The 17132-nt window shown below is 60.8% G+C and carries 18 protein-coding genes; 6 read left to right on the forward strand and 12 right to left on the reverse strand.

All coding sequences use genetic code 11. From position 1 onward, the window contains the following. Positions 1-129: 129 nt before the first annotated feature. The 8 genes from murB to AC1DVH_RS16610 form a co-directional block, all read right to left on the reverse strand. Entirely contained in the window at positions 130-1149 is a 1020-nt protein-coding gene (gene murB, locus AC1DVH_RS16575; RefSeq protein ID WP_477754717.1) for a UDP-N-acetylmuramate dehydrogenase, read from the reverse strand. Next, complete coding sequence (locus AC1DVH_RS16580) at positions 1146-1610, reverse strand: low molecular weight protein-tyrosine-phosphatase (protein WP_477754718.1); 465 nt, start codon at positions 1608-1610, stop codon at positions 1146-1148. Before AC1DVH_RS16580 ends, murB begins: the two co-directional genes overlap by 4 nt. Next, entirely contained in the window at positions 1610-2374 is a 765-nt protein-coding gene (kdsB, locus tag AC1DVH_RS16585; RefSeq protein ID WP_477754719.1) for a 3-deoxy-manno-octulosonate cytidylyltransferase, read from the reverse strand. Before kdsB ends, AC1DVH_RS16580 begins: the two co-directional genes overlap by 1 nt. Further along, on the reverse strand, positions 2371-2556 hold the full coding sequence (locus tag AC1DVH_RS16590) for a Trm112 family protein (protein ID WP_003179363.1): 186 nt from the start codon (positions 2554-2556) through the stop codon (positions 2371-2373). The genes kdsB and AC1DVH_RS16590 overlap by 4 nt, the downstream gene beginning before the upstream one ends. 24 nt (positions 2557-2580) lie before the next feature. Then, positions 2581-3591, reverse strand: coding sequence for a tetraacyldisaccharide 4'-kinase (lpxK, locus tag AC1DVH_RS16595; RefSeq protein ID WP_477754720.1), 1011 nt, complete (start codon positions 3589-3591; stop codon positions 2581-2583). Continuing rightward, positions 3591-4019, reverse strand: a complete 429-nt coding sequence (locus AC1DVH_RS16600; RefSeq protein WP_477754721.1) for an ExbD/TolR family protein — start codon at positions 4017-4019, stop codon at positions 3591-3593. The genes lpxK and AC1DVH_RS16600 overlap by 1 nt, the downstream gene beginning before the upstream one ends. Next, positions 4016-4651 carry a MotA/TolQ/ExbB proton channel family protein gene (locus AC1DVH_RS16605; protein ID WP_477754722.1) on the reverse strand — a complete coding sequence of 212 codons (636 nt, stop codon included), beginning with the start codon at positions 4649-4651 and terminating at the stop codon, positions 4016-4018. The genes AC1DVH_RS16600 and AC1DVH_RS16605 overlap by 4 nt, the downstream gene beginning before the upstream one ends. A 107-nt stretch (positions 4652-4758) precedes the next feature. Beyond that, a complete protein-coding gene (locus tag AC1DVH_RS16610) occupies positions 4759-6984 on the reverse strand; it encodes a DNA internalization-related competence protein ComEC/Rec2 (RefSeq protein WP_477754723.1) in 2226 nt (741 codons plus the stop codon). 135 nt (positions 6985-7119) lie between these two features. Between AC1DVH_RS16610 and AC1DVH_RS16615 the strand changes: the two genes are divergently transcribed. Then, complete coding sequence (locus AC1DVH_RS16615; protein ID WP_477754724.1) at positions 7120-7635, forward strand: DUF2062 domain-containing protein; 516 nt, start codon at positions 7120-7122, stop codon at positions 7633-7635. A gap of 154 nt (positions 7636-7789) precedes the next feature. Here AC1DVH_RS16615 and AC1DVH_RS16620 read toward each other — a convergent pair whose 3' ends face one another. The 4 genes from AC1DVH_RS16620 to AC1DVH_RS16635 form a co-directional block, all read right to left on the reverse strand. Then, positions 7790-8569, reverse strand: coding sequence for an ABC transporter permease (locus AC1DVH_RS16620; protein WP_008054107.1), 780 nt, complete (start codon positions 8567-8569; stop codon positions 7790-7792). Next, positions 8566-9498 (reverse strand): ABC transporter ATP-binding protein, encoded by a 933-nt coding sequence (locus tag AC1DVH_RS16625; RefSeq protein ID WP_477754725.1) that lies wholly within the window; start codon positions 9496-9498, stop codon positions 8566-8568. The genes AC1DVH_RS16620 and AC1DVH_RS16625 overlap by 4 nt, the downstream gene beginning before the upstream one ends. Before the next feature lie 132 nt (positions 9499-9630). Further along, positions 9631-10254: a glutathione S-transferase family protein gene (locus AC1DVH_RS16630; RefSeq protein WP_477754726.1), complete on the reverse strand. Its 624-nt coding sequence runs from the start codon at positions 10252-10254 to the stop codon at positions 9631-9633. Between the two features lie 43 nt (positions 10255-10297). Further along, complete coding sequence (locus AC1DVH_RS16635) at positions 10298-10957, reverse strand: transglutaminase-like domain-containing protein (protein ID WP_477754727.1); 660 nt, start codon at positions 10955-10957, stop codon at positions 10298-10300. A gap of 203 nt (positions 10958-11160) precedes the next feature. On the opposite strand from AC1DVH_RS16635, the gene AC1DVH_RS16640 reads away from it, so the two are divergent. From AC1DVH_RS16640 to AC1DVH_RS16660, 5 genes are all read left to right on the forward strand, one after another. Beyond that, the gene (locus AC1DVH_RS16640) at positions 11161-13608 is read left to right on the forward strand and encodes an acyl-CoA dehydrogenase (protein ID WP_477754728.1); all 2448 of its coding nucleotides are present in this window, start codon (positions 11161-11163) and stop codon (positions 13606-13608) included. A 74-nt stretch (positions 13609-13682) separates the two neighbouring features. Further along, positions 13683-14090, forward strand: coding sequence for a PA2817 family protein (locus AC1DVH_RS16645; protein WP_007991629.1), 408 nt, complete (start codon positions 13683-13685; stop codon positions 14088-14090). Positions 14091-14681: 591 nt separating this feature from the next. Next, on the forward strand, positions 14682-15905 hold the full coding sequence (locus tag AC1DVH_RS16650) for a type II and III secretion system protein family protein (protein WP_477754729.1): 1224 nt from the start codon (positions 14682-14684) through the stop codon (positions 15903-15905). Positions 15906-16024: 119 nt separating this feature from the next. After that, positions 16025-16738 carry a tetratricopeptide repeat protein gene (locus AC1DVH_RS16655; protein ID WP_477754730.1) on the forward strand — a complete coding sequence of 238 codons (714 nt, stop codon included), beginning with the start codon at positions 16025-16027 and terminating at the stop codon, positions 16736-16738. Between the two features lie 18 nt (positions 16739-16756). Then, entirely contained in the window at positions 16757-17026 is a 270-nt protein-coding gene (locus AC1DVH_RS16660) for a DUF3613 domain-containing protein (RefSeq protein ID WP_477754731.1), read from the forward strand. Positions 17027-17132 lie beyond the last annotated feature (106 nt).

Consider the following 17132-nt stretch of genomic DNA (forward strand, 5'->3'; position numbering starts at 1 on the left):
GGCCTGCTGTTGTGCAGGGCTGCGTTGCTCGAAGCTTATTTGGAATGACCAAACCACGCTTCTCGCGCCTTGCCCTGCACAACAGCAGGCCCGGCGCGGCGTGAAAACTAATTGAGAACGCCCCCTAACTCAATAGCGGTTTGGTTCCATTTCCAGATCGACATGGAAACGCTCGAAAATGTCTTTCTGGATGCGCTGCGCCAGGTTCAGCAATTGCAGGCCCGTTGCGCCGCCATAGTTGACCAGCACCAGCGCCTGCAATTTATGCACGCCAGCGTCAGCCTCACGGAAACCCTTCCACCCTGCCCGCTCGATCAACCAACCGGCGGCCAGCTTCATCTGCCCGTCGGGTTGCGCATAGGCCACCAGGTCCGGGTATTCGCCCTTGAGCCGTGCAGCCAGCGCCGCCGACACCAGAGGGTTTTTGAAGAAGCTGCCGGCATTGCCGAGTACGGCCGGGTCCGGGAGTTTTTCATTGCGGATGCTGCAAATGGCCTGACTGACATCGCTGGCGGTTGGATGCTCGATGCCTTGTTCGGTCAGGCGCTGACGTACCGGACCGTACTCCAGATGCAAATGCGCAGCACGGTCGAGGGCGAAACGCACACGCAGGATCAACCAACGCCCCGGCTCCTGCTTGAACAGGCTGTCGCGGTAAGCGAAGTTGCACTCCGCCAGGCTGAAATCGCGCAGTTCGCCGCTCTGGCGATCGAGGGCGGTCAGGCCGGCGAACACGTCCTTGATCTCGACCCCATAGGCGCCGATGTTCTGCATCGGTGCCGCGCCGACGGTGCCGGGAATCAGGCTGAGGTTTTCCAGGCCGGACAACCCCAGGGACAGTGTGTGTTGCACAAAGGGATGCCAAGGCTCGCCCGCCTCGGCCTCAATCACCACTTTGCTGCCGTCATCGCTCAGCACGCGAATTCCGCGAGTGGCCATGCGCAGCACCAGCGAATCGATATCCGCCGTCAGCAGCAGGTTGCTGCCACCGCCAATCACCAGCACCGCAACCTCGTGTTTCAGCCCATAGGCCAGGGCTTCGCGCACATCGGTGTCGCTATGGGCCTCGGCAAACAGCCGAGCCTCAACGTCCACGCCAAAGCTGTTGAACGGCTTGAGCGAAACCTGCGATTGAACCTGCAAACTCATAACCGTCCCTTCAATTCGATCACCAGTAAATCACTGGCGTGCTCGATCAGGTCAAGCACCTGCTCGAAGCCTTGCTCGCCGTCGTAGTACGGGTCCGGCACTTCATCGACTGGCGACTGGTAACGGCGCAGGAACAGGTCGAGTTCGGCCTTGCCCTTGGCCGGCTGCAAGGCCTTGAGGTTGCGCAGGTTGCTGTTGTCCATCGCCAGGATCAGATCGTAGGTGGCGAAATCGGCGCGGCTGACTTGCCGGGCGCGCTGGGTGGACAAGTCATAGCCACGCAGCTTCGCCGCGGCCTGACTGCGCTGGTCCGGCGCCTTGCCGACATGCCAGTCGCCGGTGCCTGCGGAGGCCACTTCAACCTGATCGGCCAAGCCGGCCTCGCGCAACTTATGCCGCAGCACGCCTTCGGCCGTGGGAGAGCGGCAGATGTTGCCCAGGCAGACAAACAGAACCCGCATCACTTCTCCAGCAGGCGACGAATGCGCTCTAGGTCTTCAACGGTATCGACACCGGCTGGCGGCGCGATCAGTGCGTCGGCCACATGGATCCGCACGCCATGCCACAGGGCACGCAGCTGTTCCAGGCACTCGGTGTTTTCCAGCCAGCATGGACCCCAGCTGACGAAGTCCTGCAGGAAACCGGCGCGGTAGGCATAAATGCCGATATGGCGGCGATACGGCACACCTTCGGGCAACTGCTCAGGGTTCACGGCGAACGCATCCCGCGCCCAGGGCAAAGTGGAACGACTGAACGTCAGCGCCAGGCCATTGAGGTCGCTGACGACCTTGACCACGTTGAGATTGAACAGGGTGTCCACGTCTTCGATCGGCTCGGCCAGGGTGGCCATGCGCGCTTCGGTATGAGCAGCCAGGTTGGCGGCCACCTGGTCGATCACGCTTGGCGGGATCAGCGGTTCGTCGCCCTGTACGTTGACCACGATGGCATCGGGCGCCAGGCCCAGTTTCATCGCGACTTCGGCCAGGCGATCAGTGCCGGAGTTGTGGTCTTCACGGGTCAGTACCACTTCGGCGCCGAAGCCCTTGCAGGCCTCGATAATGCGCGCATCGTCGGTGGCGACTACCACACGCTCGGCACCGCTTTTGCTCGCCTGTTCCCAGACGTGCTGGATCATCGGCTTGCCGGCGATCAGCAGCAGTGGCTTGCCCGGCAGGCGGGTAGAGGCGAAACGCGACGGAATGACGACGGTAAAGGCTGTAGTCATTTATCCAGGCGCTCGTCGGTGGTCAGGGTGCGCGCTTCGGATTCGAGCATCACCGGGATGCCGTCGCGAATCGGGTAGGCCAGGCCTGCGCCCTTGCTGATCAGCTCGGTCTTGTCGGCGCTGAGCTTGAGCGGGCCTTTGCAGACCGGGCAAGCGAGGATATCGAGCAATTTGGTGTCCATGAGCATTCCCTGGAAAAAACGGATTTAAGGCAACAAACGAGCCGGCAGCAGGCGCATCAGCTGTGTGTCGAACCAGGCCAYGAAGGCCGGCGACGGCACGGCATCGACCGCCAGGTACCACCAGTCGGCGGCGGCAAAGGCACGGCATTTCACCGCGTCTTTTTCCGTCATCACCAACGGCAATGACGGCGTGAAATTCAAAGCCTCCACGCTGTATTCGGCGTGGTCGGCAAACGCATGTGGAACCGGCTGCCAGTGTAGCGTTTCGAGGGTCTTGAAGAAACGTTGCGGATTGCCGATGCCGGCCACCGCGTGCAGGGCCTGGCCGCTGGGGAAGTGGTCGAGGGGGCGCCGTTCGCCGCTGCGCAGATTGACCAGCGCGGTGGATTGCAATTGAAAGGCAAATCCATCATCGCGGTCAGTCGCGGCACCGTTGTAGAGCACCGCGTCGACGCTTTGCAGGCGCTCGACCGGTTCACGCAATGGCCCGGCAGGCAGGCAACGACGGTTGCCCAGGCCGCGAGCGGCGTCGATCAACACCAGTTCCAGGTCGCGGGCCATGCGGTAGTGCTGCATGCCGTCGTCAGACAGGATCAGGTCCAGCGGCTCACTGGCCAGCAACGCTTTGACAGCGTTGCTGCGATTTGGGTCGATCATCAGCGGCACACCCGTGCGCTGGACGATCAACAACGGCTCGTCACCCGCGATGTCGGCGCTTTGTTCGGCTTCAACTCGCCATGGCAATTGCGGCGGTTTGGCGCCGTAGCCGCGGCTGACCACGCCGACCCGCAGGCCGCTGCGCTGGCAGTGCTCGATCATCCATAGAATCAGCGGCGTCTTGCCGGTGCCACCCACGGTGATGTTGCCGACCACGATCAGCGGCACCGGCGGCTGATAGATCTCGCCCTCACCCGCCAAAAAGCGCTTGCGCTTGTTCATGACCACGCGCCGGTACAGCCACTCCAGTGGCTGCAACAGCTTCAGGGCCGGATGACCCGCGTACCACGCGGCCAGCAATCGATCGGACATGGCCATCAGGACGCGGGGGGCGCCGCTTCGATGGTGGTCATGCGCAAGTGACTGAAACCGAGTTTGCCGGCCGCATCCATGGCAGTCACCACGGACTGATGCTGAGTCTTGCCATCAGCGCTGATGGACAGCGGTCGGTTAGTGTCGCCGTTGGCTGCTTTTTGCAGCGCGTCCATCAACGAGGCCAGGTCACTTTTGGGCAGGATCTGGTTGTTCACCGAGTACACACCATCGGCGCTGATGGCGATCTCCAAAGGCTTGCTCTGATCGTCGGCGGGTGTGCCGCTGACGGCTTCCGGCAGATCGACGCGCAACTGGGTTTCACGGGTAAAGGTGGTGGTCACCACGAAAAACAGCAGCAGGACAAACACCACGTCAATCAGCGACACGAGGTTGATGTCCACGTTCTCCCGTTGCTTGCGGCGGAATTTCACGCTTTGCCCTCAGCCAGATCAACGTCACGGTCGCCCTGCACCACTTCAACCAGCTTGATGGCTTCCTGCTCCATGCCCACGACGAGCTCATCAATGCGCCGTTGCAGAAACCGGTGGAAGAACACCGAGGGGATACCGACAATCAGGCCCGAAGCCGTGGTAATCAAGGCTTTGGAAATACCGCCGGCCAGCACTGCGGCGTTGGTCGTCATGCCCGTGCCCATGAACGAACTGAAGATATCGATCATGCCCAACACGGTACCCAGCAGACCCAGCAACGGCGCCATGGCGGCGATGGTGCCCAGCGCGTTGATGTAGTGCTCCAGCTCGTGGATCACCCGGGCAGCGGCCTCTTCGATGCACTCCTTCATGATCTCGCGACCATGTCTGGAGTTGGCCAGGCCGGCCGCCAGGATCTCGCCCAACGGGGAGTTGGCGCGCAGTTCCTTGAGTTTTTCCTTATTGAGCTGTTTGTCCTTGATCCAGACCCAGACCTGCCCGAGCAAATGCTCCGGGGTCACGCGGCTGGCGCGCAGGGTCCAGAGACGCTCGGCGACGATCGCCATGGCCGCGATGGAACTCAGAATGATCGGCAGCATCATCCAGCCGCCGGATTTGACCAATTCCCACACAGTGACAGTCCCCTCGAAAAAGTGCGCCACTCTAACATAGGGGGGGCAAGCACCGAAGACCGTGGTGACGCAACCGGTCGGGCTTTGATAATGCCCGGTCATTGGTCCTAGGGCGGCGGATCGCGCCAGAAACGCCGTTCCTGGCGCATTGACCACGGCGGCTCGGAGCGCCCCAGTTGCAGACGAATGGCACCCTGTTCGACGCTGTCGTAGATCGCCATTCCACGTTTTTGATAACGCGCGATGACCGTGGGATGCGGATGGCCAAACGAATTGCCCTGCCCGCGGGAGATCAGCGCACCTTTAGGTTGCAGGACATCCAGCAGGGCCCTGGACGACGAACTGCGACTGCCATGGTGTGGCGCCTGCAGCCAGTCGATAGGCAGGGCCAATGGACTGTCCAGCAGGGCTCTCTCGGCGGCGGCATCAATGTCGCCACTCAACAGCAACCGTTCGCCATTGGCCTCGATCAGCAAGACACAGGAGTTCTGGTTGCTGTCGCCGGCCAATGGCCAGTGCCAAAGCTGGAAATAGACGCCGTCCCAGGTCCATTGCCGACCGCTCTCACAGCGCTCGGCCTGCAACTCCACCGGCAAGTCTGACGGTTCACCACTGACCACCTGTTTCACCGGCAAGCCCTTGGCAACTGCCCGGGCACCGCCGGCATGATCGGCATGGGCGTGGCTGATCAGCATCAGGTCGAGGCCCTTCACCCCCAGTTTGCGCAACGCCGGCAGCACCACCCGCTCCCCTTGGTCGAGTTCACCGAAACGCGGTCCGGCGTCATACAGCATCGTGTGATGCCGAGTGCGCACCAGGATCGCCAGGCCCTGACCGACATCCAGTTGCCAGACTTCGGCCATGCGTTCCTGCAACATCGGCCTGGGCGAAAAAACCAGCATCAACAGCATGGGCCACCCTAACGGGCGCATCGGTACGCCTCGCGGCAGCAATAGCAAGAAGGCGCCAATGGCACCGATTACCCAGGCCCATAGCGGGACTGTTGCGGGCACCCACGCGGGAACCTGACCGGAGACGAGTTCCAATCCCCTGAACCACCCGTCGATCAGGCCGCCCGCCAGCCACAGCAATTTCTCACCCACGTAAGGCACCGGCAGCAACAGCGTCCCGAGCAACGCCGGTGGCAGTACCACCAGACTGATCCAGGGTACCGCGAACAAATTGGCCAGCGGCCCACTGAGACTGATTGGCAACCCCAAAGCCAGTAACAACGGACAAAGGCCGATTGCAATCAGCCACTGGGCACGGGTCCAGGTCTGCCACCAGCGCCACGGTCCCAATCGGCCGCCGAAGGTCAATATCAAGACTGCCACGGCCGCGAAAGACAGCCAGAAACCAGGCTGAAGACTCGCCAGCGGCGCCAGCAGCAATATGCCGTTGAGTGCCAGCAACAGCGGCCACCATGCACCGAGATGTCGGAACCGTAGACGCCACAACAACACCAGACCAATCATCACGCAGGCCCGTCGCACCGGCACCCCGAAACCGGCCAGCATCCCGTAACCGAGCGCAGCGGCGAATGCCAGGCCACACGCCCAGGGCAACCATGGCAGACGGTTCGGCCATAGCCCAAAGCGGGCCAGGCCGGCGATCAGCAGATACACGACTCCCGCCAGCAATCCGATGTGCTGCCCGGAAATCACCAACAGATGCACCGTGCCGGTGTCCTGCAGTACCTGCCAGTCTTCCCGACTCAGCCCGGCACCGTCCCCGAGCACCAACGCCGTCAACGCGCCGCTTCGCCCTTGGGCATCAACCGCCAGCAAACGCTGACGGATGGCATCGCGCCAGGCCCATCGGGCTGGCGCAAGGCGTTCGCCCTCCTTCACCGTCCCGGTCGCCCCGATGCGTTGTGCCAGCAACCAGGCCTGGTAGTCGAATGCCTGCGGGTTGAGGAGCCCGACCGGGCGCTTCAGCTTGACTGCCAGGCGCCAGCGTTCGCCACTGTTCACCGGCGCCCCGCCATACCAGGCCAGCCGCATTTGCCGCGGCAGCCGGGTACGTCGGGACTGGATGTCGGTCAATTCGAAACGCACGACACCGTCATCATGCCGGGGCAAGCCTGTGACCCGCCCTTCGACCCAGCGGGTTTCGCCGTCCAGGGCCGGCGGCAACCGGTCATCCAGCGCCCACTGCGCATTCGCGCAGGCCCAGCTCAAACCGAACAGGTAAAACGCCACCGGCCAGGTCCTGAACGGCAGCAACATCAAACCCGCCACCGGCATCGCCAGCCACAACCAGACCGGCGGCAATGCCGGTAAAAAACGCAAGGTCAGCAGACCCAACGCCAGCGCCATCATCCCTGTGCGCATAAACCCGTCCTTGAGAGTACCCTCCAAGGCTTAGCCCGCCCGTCGCATGGGCATCGTCAATAATTGTCACAAAGTCTGAATGGGCAGCTCATAGAATCCAGACATACTTGCCACCCTGACCGACCGAGAAGCCTTATGCCCCGGCGCTTATTCAAACGTTACATGCCAGACCCGATGAGCATCAGGGAACACAAGTCCTTACGCTTTCTCGGCACGCTGTTGCATGACCCGAACCTGTGGCACCTCAATCGCCACTCCGTTGCCCGCGCCATGGCCGTGGGTCTGTTCGCTGCGTTCCTGCCGATCCCGCTGCAGATGCTGCTGGCGGCCATCCTCGCCATCATCGTGCGCGGCAACATGCCGATTGCCGTGAGCCTGGTCTGGCTGACCAACCCGATCACCATGCCCGCCGTGTTCTTTTGCACCTACCAGACCGGCGCCTGGCTGATGGACGTCCCCGCCCGGCAGTTGCCGGACTCGCTGACCTGGGAATGGGTCAGGGGTGAAATCTCGACCTTGTGGCAACCGTTTCTATTGGGCTCGGTAGTAACCGGGCTGGCACTCGGTGCGCTGGCCTACTTCCTGGTAATGATGTATTGGCGCTGGTGGGTGGCCCGGCAATGGAAGCGGCGCAAGAAGAGCCGGATGTGAGAATGCAAAACGGCCTCCACTTGGGAGGCCGTTTTTTTTGCGGTGTCTGGGCTGACGCCATCGCGAGCAAGCTCGCTCCCACAGGGGATCTACTTTGCGACATGGATCGAGTGTGGGAGCGAGCTTGCTCGCGATGCAGACGACTCGGTCGTCTTCAAGTACGCATCCCACGCCCGCTGACCAGCAACCGTGCACTACCGAGATACAGCACCACGGTCGCCACCAGCATGAAGGCGATCGCCACGCTGATGCGGATATCCGACACGCCGAGAATGCCGTAACGGAATGCGTTGACCATGTGCAGCACCGGGTTGGCCAGGGACACGGTCTGCCAGAACGGCGGCAGCAAGGTGATCGAGTAGAAGACCCCGCCCAGGTAGGTCAGTGGCGTCAGCACGAAGGTCGGAATGATCGAAATGTCATCGAAGTTGCGCGCAAACACGGCGTTGATGAAGCCCAGCAGCGAGAAGATCGTCGCGGTCAGCACCACCACCAGAATGGTCACGCCCAGGTGATGCACCTGCAAATGGGTGAAGAACAGCGACAGCAGGGTCACGATGATCCCCACCATCAAGCCACGCAGCACGCCGCCCAGGGTGTAGCCGATCAGAATGGTGTGCGGCGACAGCGGCGAGACCATCAGTTCTTCGATGGAACGCTGGAACTTGCTGCCGAAGAAACTCGACACCACGTTGCCGTAGGAGTTGGTGATCACCGACATCATGATCAGCCCCGGCACGATGTACTCCATGTAAGTGAAGCCACCCATGTCGCCGATTTGCCGACCGATCAGATTACCGAAGATCACGAAGTACAGGACCATGGTGATGGCCGGCGGCAGCAAGGTCTGCGGCCAGATCCGGGTGAAACGCCGGACTTCACGGTAAACGATGGTGTTGAGGGCAACGAGGTTGGGGCGTAGCTCGGAACTCATACCGCCACCTTCGACAGATTTTTCTCCACCAGGGACACGAACAACTCCTCGAGGCGATTGGTTTTGTTACGCAGGCTCAGCACTTCGATGTTTTGCTGCGCCAACTGGGTGAACAGCGCGGTGATGCCCATGGACTTGTCCACCTGGACTTCCAGGGTGTGGTTGTCGATCAGCCGGGACGGGTAGCCGAGCAACTGCGGCGCCACTTGCAACGTGTTCTTCATATCCAGCAGGAACGTTTCCACATGCAATTGGCTGAGCAACTGCTTCATGCTGGTGTTCTCGACGATGGTGCCGTGGTCGATGATGCCGATGTTGCGGCACAACTGCTCAGCCTCTTCCAGGTAGTGGGTCGTGAGGATGATGGTGATGCCTTTCTTGTTCAGTTCGGTGAGGAAGCTCCACATCGAACGACGCAGCTCGATGTCCACCCCGGCAGTCGGTTCGTCGAGGATCAGCAGGCGCGGCTCATGAACCAGCGCGCGGGCGATCATCAGGCGCCGCTTCATGCCGCCGGACAGCGAACGCGACGGCACATCCTTCTTGTCCCACAGGCCGAGCTGGGTCAGGTACTGTTCGGCGCGTTCCTTGGCGATTTTCGCCGGGATGCCGTAGTAGCCGGCCTGGGTCACGACGATGTCGAAGGTCTTTTCGAACTGGTTGAAGTTGAATTCCTGGGGCACCACGCCGATGCAGCGTTTGAGCTGCGCAGGATTCCTGTCCAGGTCGTGACCGAAGATATTCACCGTGCCACTGGTCTTGTTCACCAGGGTCGAGAGAATCCCGATGGTCGTGGATTTGCCGGCGCCGTTCGGGCCGAGCAAGGCGAAGAAGTCACCTTCGGCGACATCCAGATCGATACCACTCAGGGCCTGGAAACCGTTGCCGTAGGTTTTGGTTAGCTGCCGGATGGACAGAGCGGAACTCATATCTGATTTACGCACCAAGAAGGGAAGAAAGGGATAAGTATGGGCGGCGGCGAACAATACAACCGCAGCGAACCAGCACAATGGTGCTTGTCGCCGCCACACAAGTACAGTCAAGCGTGTCGATAGTGAGTATTAAGTCAACGCGGTCATGACCGCCTTTTGATACGCCGGACGCTGTTTCAACCGTGCGTACCAGGCCTCCAGGTGAGGTTGCGGCGCACGCTCGATCGGCATCTCGAACCAGGCATAAATGAAACTGCCCAGGGGAATATCGCCCATGCCGATCTCGTCTCCGGACAGGTAGGGTTTGGCGGCCAGCGCCTGATCGGCCATTGCCAGCAGCGTGTCGCATTCCTTGATYGCCGCCTTGATGGCGGGCCAGTCCTGCTGGTCTGCCGGGGTACGCAGCACGCCCCAGAACACGGTGCGGAACGGACCGGCAAAGCTCGAAGTGGTCCAGTCCATCCACTTATCGGCAGTGGCGCGGGCCTTTGGATTGTTCGGATACCAGGCCGTGCCGTCAGCATGCAAGGCCATCAGGTAACGCACGATGGCGTTGGATTCCCACAGCACGAAGCCATCGTCTTCGATCACCGGCACCCGACCGTTGGGGTTCATCGCGCGGTACTCGGGCGTATCGACGACACCAAAGGCGCCACCGGCATCGATGGCCTCGTAGGCCAGTCCCAGTTCTTCGGCGGCCCACAATGGCTTTCTGACATTCGACGAGTTTTTCCGACCCCAGATCTTCAGCATGACCGCCTCTTTTTCGGTAAGTGGGCAGGCAGCATACGCCGGATCAGGCGCGACTCAAATCGCTCTGCATGTCGCCCAGCAGCGGTTGCTGTTGCTCGCCGAACAGGTGCGGATAGCATTTTTCCAGGTGTTCGAAAAAGAACGCTTCAGGTACGTCGGCGAACTGGCCGTGATCGACGAGGTACTCCATCAGCTTCGCGCCATCGCGGTTGAAGGGATGAAAAACGCTGTCGTTGATCCCGTCGAATTCCAGCGGCGCCACATTGAACAGGTCGCAGAGTTTGCGGTTGAACGCTGGCGTCGCCTTGACCCAGCGATCCTGCAAATAGAACTCGGTGTAGCCGTGCATGGCGAACATATCGCTCTTGAGCAACTCAAGCAGCCGTGGCGTCGACAAATGATTGCGCACATCCGCCAGGCCGATCCGCGCGGGAATCGCGCAATGCCGCGCGGCACCTGCCAGCAGCGTGGCCTTGGGCACGCAGTAACTCTCTCCGGCCGCCAGCGCATAACTGCCGCGCAGGGTTTGCGGATCGCGACTGAACGTGTACGGGTTATAGCGCACCGCTTCGCGCACGGCGTAATAGAGACTGATCGCCTGCGCAAGCGGATCGCGACTGGCGCCACGGTGTTGTTCGGCGAACTCCACCACGGACGGGTGGTCACTATCGATGAAGCGGCCGGGACTCAGATACTCGTGCATGAGAATAATCTCCTGGGGAAGCCCCGAGTCTAGCGAGCGCTTGAGCACAGAGATAACGACGTTTCGGCCAAACATGGGCGCTTTGCCGCTCGCTCGATGAACGCTTTCCCACGATTCCAATCACATCGCTGTGACCTGCCTGTTTTGCGGATGCCGTCTAAGCTCTGTGGGCTGGTTCGCCCTGGTTTCACGGAGGAATGAATATGCTGTTGTTGTGGATACTGGTTCTGCTGGTCGGGATTGCTTATTTGGCCCACCGCCGCATCGCCCCGCTGCCCGCCCTGGTCATCGTGGCCGTCTATATCGTGGCAATGGGCGCTTTCAGCCGTGCGCCGGGCTGGTTGTTGCTGGTTTACTGGGTGTTGATCGCCGCCGTCGCCGCGCCCTTGCTGCTGCCCGACCTGCGCCGCAAATTATTCAGTGCACCGATGTTCAACTGGTTCCAGAAAACCCTGCCGCCCATGTCGCAAACCGAACGCGACGCCATCGACGCCGGCACGGTCTGGTGGGACGGCGAACTGTTCAGTGGCCGTCCGGACTGGAGCAAACTGCTGTCCTATCCCAAAGCGCAATTGAATGAAGAGGAACAGGCTTTCATCGACGGGCCGACCGAAACACTCTGCACCATGGTCAATGAATGGCAGCTCGGTCAAACCATGGACCTGCCGCCGGAAGTCTGGACCTTCATCAAGGACAACGGCTTTTTCGCCCTGATCATCCCCAAGGAGTTTGGCGGCAAGGGCTTCTCTGCCTATGCCCACTCGCAAGTGGCGATGAAACTGGCGAGCCACAGTGGCGACCTCGTAACCACCGTGATGGTCCCCAACTCCCTCGGCCCGGCCGAACTGTTGCTGCATTACGGTACCGACGAACAACGCAATCATTACCTGCCACGCCTGGCACGCGGCGACGATATCCCGTGCTTTGCCCTTACCGGCCCGCTGGCCGGCTCCGACGCCGGCGGCATGCCGGACTCCGGAGTGATCTGCAAAGGTGAATGGCAGGGTCAGGAAGTCCTCGGCCTGCGCCTGAACTGGGAAAAGCGCTACATCACCCTCGGCCCGGTGGCCACCCTCCTCGGCCTGGCCTTCAAGGCTTACGACCCGGATCACCTGCTGGGCGACAAAGATGACCTGGGTATCAGCCTGGCACTGATTCCGACCGACACCGCCGGTGTCGAGATCGGCCGCCGGCATCTGCCGTTGGGCGCCGCATTCATGAATGGCCCGAATTCAGGCAAGGACGTGTTCATCCCGCTGGAGCTCCTCATCGGCGGCCAGGAGATGCTCGGCAAAGGCTGGATGATGCTGATGAATTGCCTGTCGGTCGGGCGTTCGATTTCCCTGCCGGCGGTGGGCACCGGCATGGCCAAGTTCACCAGTCTGGTGACGGGCCAATACGCTCAGGTTCGCGAGCAGTTCAATGTGCCGATTGCCGCGTTCGAAGGCATTCAGGAAGCCATGGCGCGCATTGGCGGCAACACCTGGATGATGGACGCCGCCCGCATGCTGACCGCCAATGCGGTCGACCTGGGCGAGAAACCGTCGGTGCTGTCGGCGATTCTCAAGTACCACCTGACCGAGCGCGGCCGCGACTGCCTCAGCGATGCGATGGACGTGCACGGCGGCAAGGCAATCATCATGGGGCCAAACAACTACCTCGGTCGCAAATGGAACTGCGTGCCGATTTTCATCACCGTCGAAGGCGCGAATATTCTCTCGCGCAACCTGATGATCTTCGGCCAGGGCGCAATTCGCTGCCATCCCTTCGTGCTCAAGGAAATGGCCCTCGCCGGCCGTGAAGACAAGGATCAGGCGCTCAGAGAATTCGATGACCTGCTGCTCAAGCACATCGGTTTTGCCGTGAGCAACGCCGCCAGCACACTGGTGCTCAATCTCGGTTTCGGCCACCTCGAACACACCCCGGGCGACAAGCTCAGCCAGGGTTATTTCCGCGCACTCAATCGTCAGTCCGCTGCTTTCGCCCTGCTCGCCGACCTCAGCATGATGCTGCTGGGAGGGGAACTGAAACGCCGCGAACGCCTGTCCGCACGGCTGGGTGACGTGCTGAGCAACCTTTACCTGGCCTCTGCCGCGCTCAAGCGCTACCACGATCTCGACTCACCGCAGTACATGGCGCCGCTGCTGGCCTGGGCCATGGAAGAAAGCCTGGGCCAGGCGGAACGGGCCATGGATGAGCTGCTGAATAACTTCCCGAACAAAGTCGTCGGCTGCCTGTTGCGGGTGATCGTGTTCCCGTTCGGTCGCCGGCACAAAGGGCCATCGGACAAACTCGGTGCTGAAGTCGCTGCGTTGATTGGCCGCGCCAAGGGCGACCCTGCCCTGGAGGAATTGCTCCTGGGTTGCTATCGCCCACAAGCGAGCGACGACCCGGTGGGTGCATTGCAACACGCCTGCAATCTGTTGAGCGCCGCACAGCCATTGCAGAAAAAGCTGCATGTGGCACTCAAGAGTGGTCAGGTCAAACCGCTGGCCGGCGAGTCGGTGATCGATGCCGCCCTCGAGGCCGGCGTGTTGCAGCCGGTGGAAGCCCAAACCCTGCGTGAAGCAGAAGCGGCCCGGCGCAAGGTGATCGATGTCGATGACTTTGACCAAAAGGCTTTGGCACTGGCCAAGGGAAAAGTCCGCTGATCCCTTCAAGCATGTAAAAACGGGCGCTGGCGCTTTATACTCCCGCGCCCGTTTTGCTCTTGAGGACTTATCTCGTGTCCAACATCGTTGCCGATCATCTCGTTTTACTCGACCACCTGCGCAGCATCCTGGTCGCCGTAGGTGAGGCCGAGCAGGTTCCCGAAGAAAGCCATGCCTTGTTCCTTGAGCGCTTCGACGAATTGCTGGCGTCACTRCCGATCGATCCGATCGAAAGCCAATACCTGGGCCAGGACATCCTGACTCAAGTCATTTCCCGTTATCCGCAAATCGCCCACCTGATTCCACGGGATCTGCTGTGGTATTTCGCCGGTGATTGCCTGCACTACTTGTCCGATGAAGAAATCGACCTGTATCAGGCACTGGAAGAGCGCCGCTTCGAAGCCGAACAGAACGACGAACCTTTCGACTGGAACCAGGAAAAACAGCTGCTGGCGTTGTCGAACCAGGACAGCAAGCACTGATCTTCTATCAGTGATGCCAAAGGCCCGCATGCTTGAGCATGCGGGCCTTTTTGTTTATTGCCTTCAGCGCACCCCGTCAACATCAGGCAACCGCACTGCGCTGCGACTCTGCCCACCCGCCTATCTCCAGCCTTTGCACCAATGCTTTTCTTTAAATTCATGGCACTTTGGTTTGATTGAACTACCTTCAAACAATAAGAAGTCATGACGGCTTGATTTTCCACGTCAGCTTCAGTGATCAGACAGCGGATTGGCAAAAGGAGTTACCTCACCATGATCCTGGCAGGCGCTTTTCGGCTCTGTACCTTCAGTGCCGATGACTTTCCGGGGGAACCAGGTCGACCCATAGGCGCAAGTATCGCTCTGGCGGGCAGTCCAGGTATCCGGATCACTAAAAACCGTTTCAGCAAAGGTCGCTCGCTGTCCCGCCAGATCAGCGAATCGCGCCCGCTCGTGTGTAGCACGCAAGGAATAACGCCAGGGCCATGGATGAGTGGTCTGGCGCATTGGGGGGGATAGCCCGATCCCCGTGAAGTGATCCGAGACAACTCAGTCCGCCTAAAGACGGTCTATCCAGTGAGGATGTACTTAATGAGCCTTCGTACCGAGCCCGCTTTCAAGCGAATTATCCATGGCCTGTTCTGGATGGGCCTCAGCGTGGATGCGGCTCAGGCCGCGCCAGCCAATTGCCCGCAACTGGACAATTGGCCGACAACGTACGAGGTCGGTCAGGGGCTGCAGAGTGAACTGCGCAGCCCCGTTCCGGTAACGCAACTGGCGGTGGGTGACCCGAAGATTGCCGACGTGCAACCCAGCGGCAGCAGCGCGTTCATACTCACGGGCCTTGCACCAGGGACCACCAGCCTGATGGTCTGGACCGCCTGTTCGAAAACGCCGCGCCAGAGCATGGTGTTCGTCAAGGGCAAGGCCACGTCGGCGCTGACCAGCGTGCCGTCGGTGCCTTCCGACGACCCGCTGCTGCCGAGCCAGGTGCAGACCGATATCCGCTTCGTTGAAGTCAGCCGGACCAAACTCAAGGAAGCCTCCGCGTCGATTTTCGGCATTCGCGGCAACTTCCTGTTCGGTTCGCCGAGAACCCTGCCCACCATCGGCGGCATTGTCACGCCGGTGGTACCGGTGAATAACAACAACTTCAACCTCACTTTTGCTACCGGTAATACCCTGGTGGCGCTCAATGCGCTGGAAGGCAGCGGTTTCGCCTACACCCTGGCGCGGCCAAGCCTGGTAGCGCTCAGCGGGCAGAGTGCGAGTTTCCTGGCCGGTGGTGAAATACCGATTCCGGTGCCCAGTTCAGGCAGCGATAACGTGTCCATCGAGTACAAGGAATTCGGTATCCGCCTGACTCTGACGCCAACCATCATCGGGAAAAACCGAATCGCGTTGAAGGTGGCGCCGGAAGTCAGTGAACTGGACTTCACCAACGCCGTGAGCATCGCCGGCACGGTCGTCCCGGCCCTGACCGTGCGCCGTACCGACACCAGCATCTCCCTGGCCGACGGCGAAAGCTTCGTCATCAGCGGCCTGATCAGCTCCCGCAACACTTCCCAGGTGAACAAGTTTCCGGGGCTGGGCGATATCCCGGTTCTGGGCGCGTTTTTCCGCGACAACACCATCAACCGCGAAGAGCGCGAACTGCTGATGATCGTCACCCCGCATCTGGTCCAGCCACTGGCGGCCAATGCACAACTGCCGTCATTGCCTGGCGAGCAGCTGCGCAATTACGACCCGAACTTCTACCGCATGTTTTTCCTGGAAAATGGCGACTTCGACAGTCGCAGCGGGCTCTCGCAATGAATCGGAGCCTGAACCAGTCTGGCCTCGCCCTCACGCCTGACGGTGACTTTGCACGCTTGCCGGGCCAGCCTTATTGCCATTGGCCAGGCGTTCATCTTGTTGTAGCCAGGGGACATTCGATGAAAGCAGTCATTGCCATAGCGGCGACATTAATGCTCGCCGGTTGTGCCAGCAATGGCCTGTCTTCGCGACCGGCCAGCTGTGCCAAGCCCGGTTCGGAGCAAGAACTGGCCCTGAACCTGGCCGACAGCATGGCCGACGAAGGCCGTTTGTATGCCAGCCTGGCGAATCTGGAAGGAATGCCCGATAACCTGGTCCAGGTCCGCCTGCGCAAGGCTCGGGTGCTGCGCTTGATGGGGCGTAGCGGCGACGCGCAGCCGTTGTACGAAAGCTTGCTCGGCACCTGTCTGGCAGCTGAAGGGGAACTTGGCCTGGGCCAACTGGCCGCCGCCAAAAATGATAACGCCAGCGCTGCCACTCACCTTGAGCGTGCGGTGCAGATGGCCCCCACCGACGACAGGATGCGCAATGACCTGGGGGTCGTCTACCTCAATCAGCACCGGATCCCTGAAGCACGCTTCGAGTTCATGACCGCCATGGAGCTCAAGCAGGCAAACACACTGGCGGCACTCAATATGGTGACGCTGCTGATCTACCAGGATAACTGGAAGGCCGCCGCCGAACTCGTGACCCGCGCCGACTTGAGCCCCAGGCAAGTCGTAGAGGCTCAAACCCGCGCGGAAAAACTCAAGGCCTCCGCCAATAAAGTGGTGGCTACCGATGGCAATCGCAAGGCTGAGGTAGCCGATGCCTCTTCCAGTGCGAACAAGTAGAACGTACGAGGAGTCGAGATGAATACCAAACGGCTGTTGATCCTGTGCACGGCTTGCCTGTCCACCACTGCCTGGGCTATCGAGCCGGGCCCCTCTTCGCCGTATCAACAAGGCACCGAACAGTGGTTGCAGCTGCAGATTCGCGGTGTGGTTGCCTCCCCTCACCTGCAAACCGCTTCGGCCACCGAACGTGACCTGGCCATGCAGCGCTGGCTGAACAGCTTCAACTACCCAATTCCGCAATTTTATGACCAGGATGCAGCGGGACAAATGACCATCGGCAACTGAGGCAGGTCGATGGGGTGATCAGCCTCTGGCGTAGTCCGGAATGGCCTGGCTAAAAAGCCAGGCTCAATCACGAGTGCAGGAAAATACAGTCCAGGTACTACAAGGT

This window comes from Pseudomonas sp. P4_C3 (genome assembly GCF_056402075.1).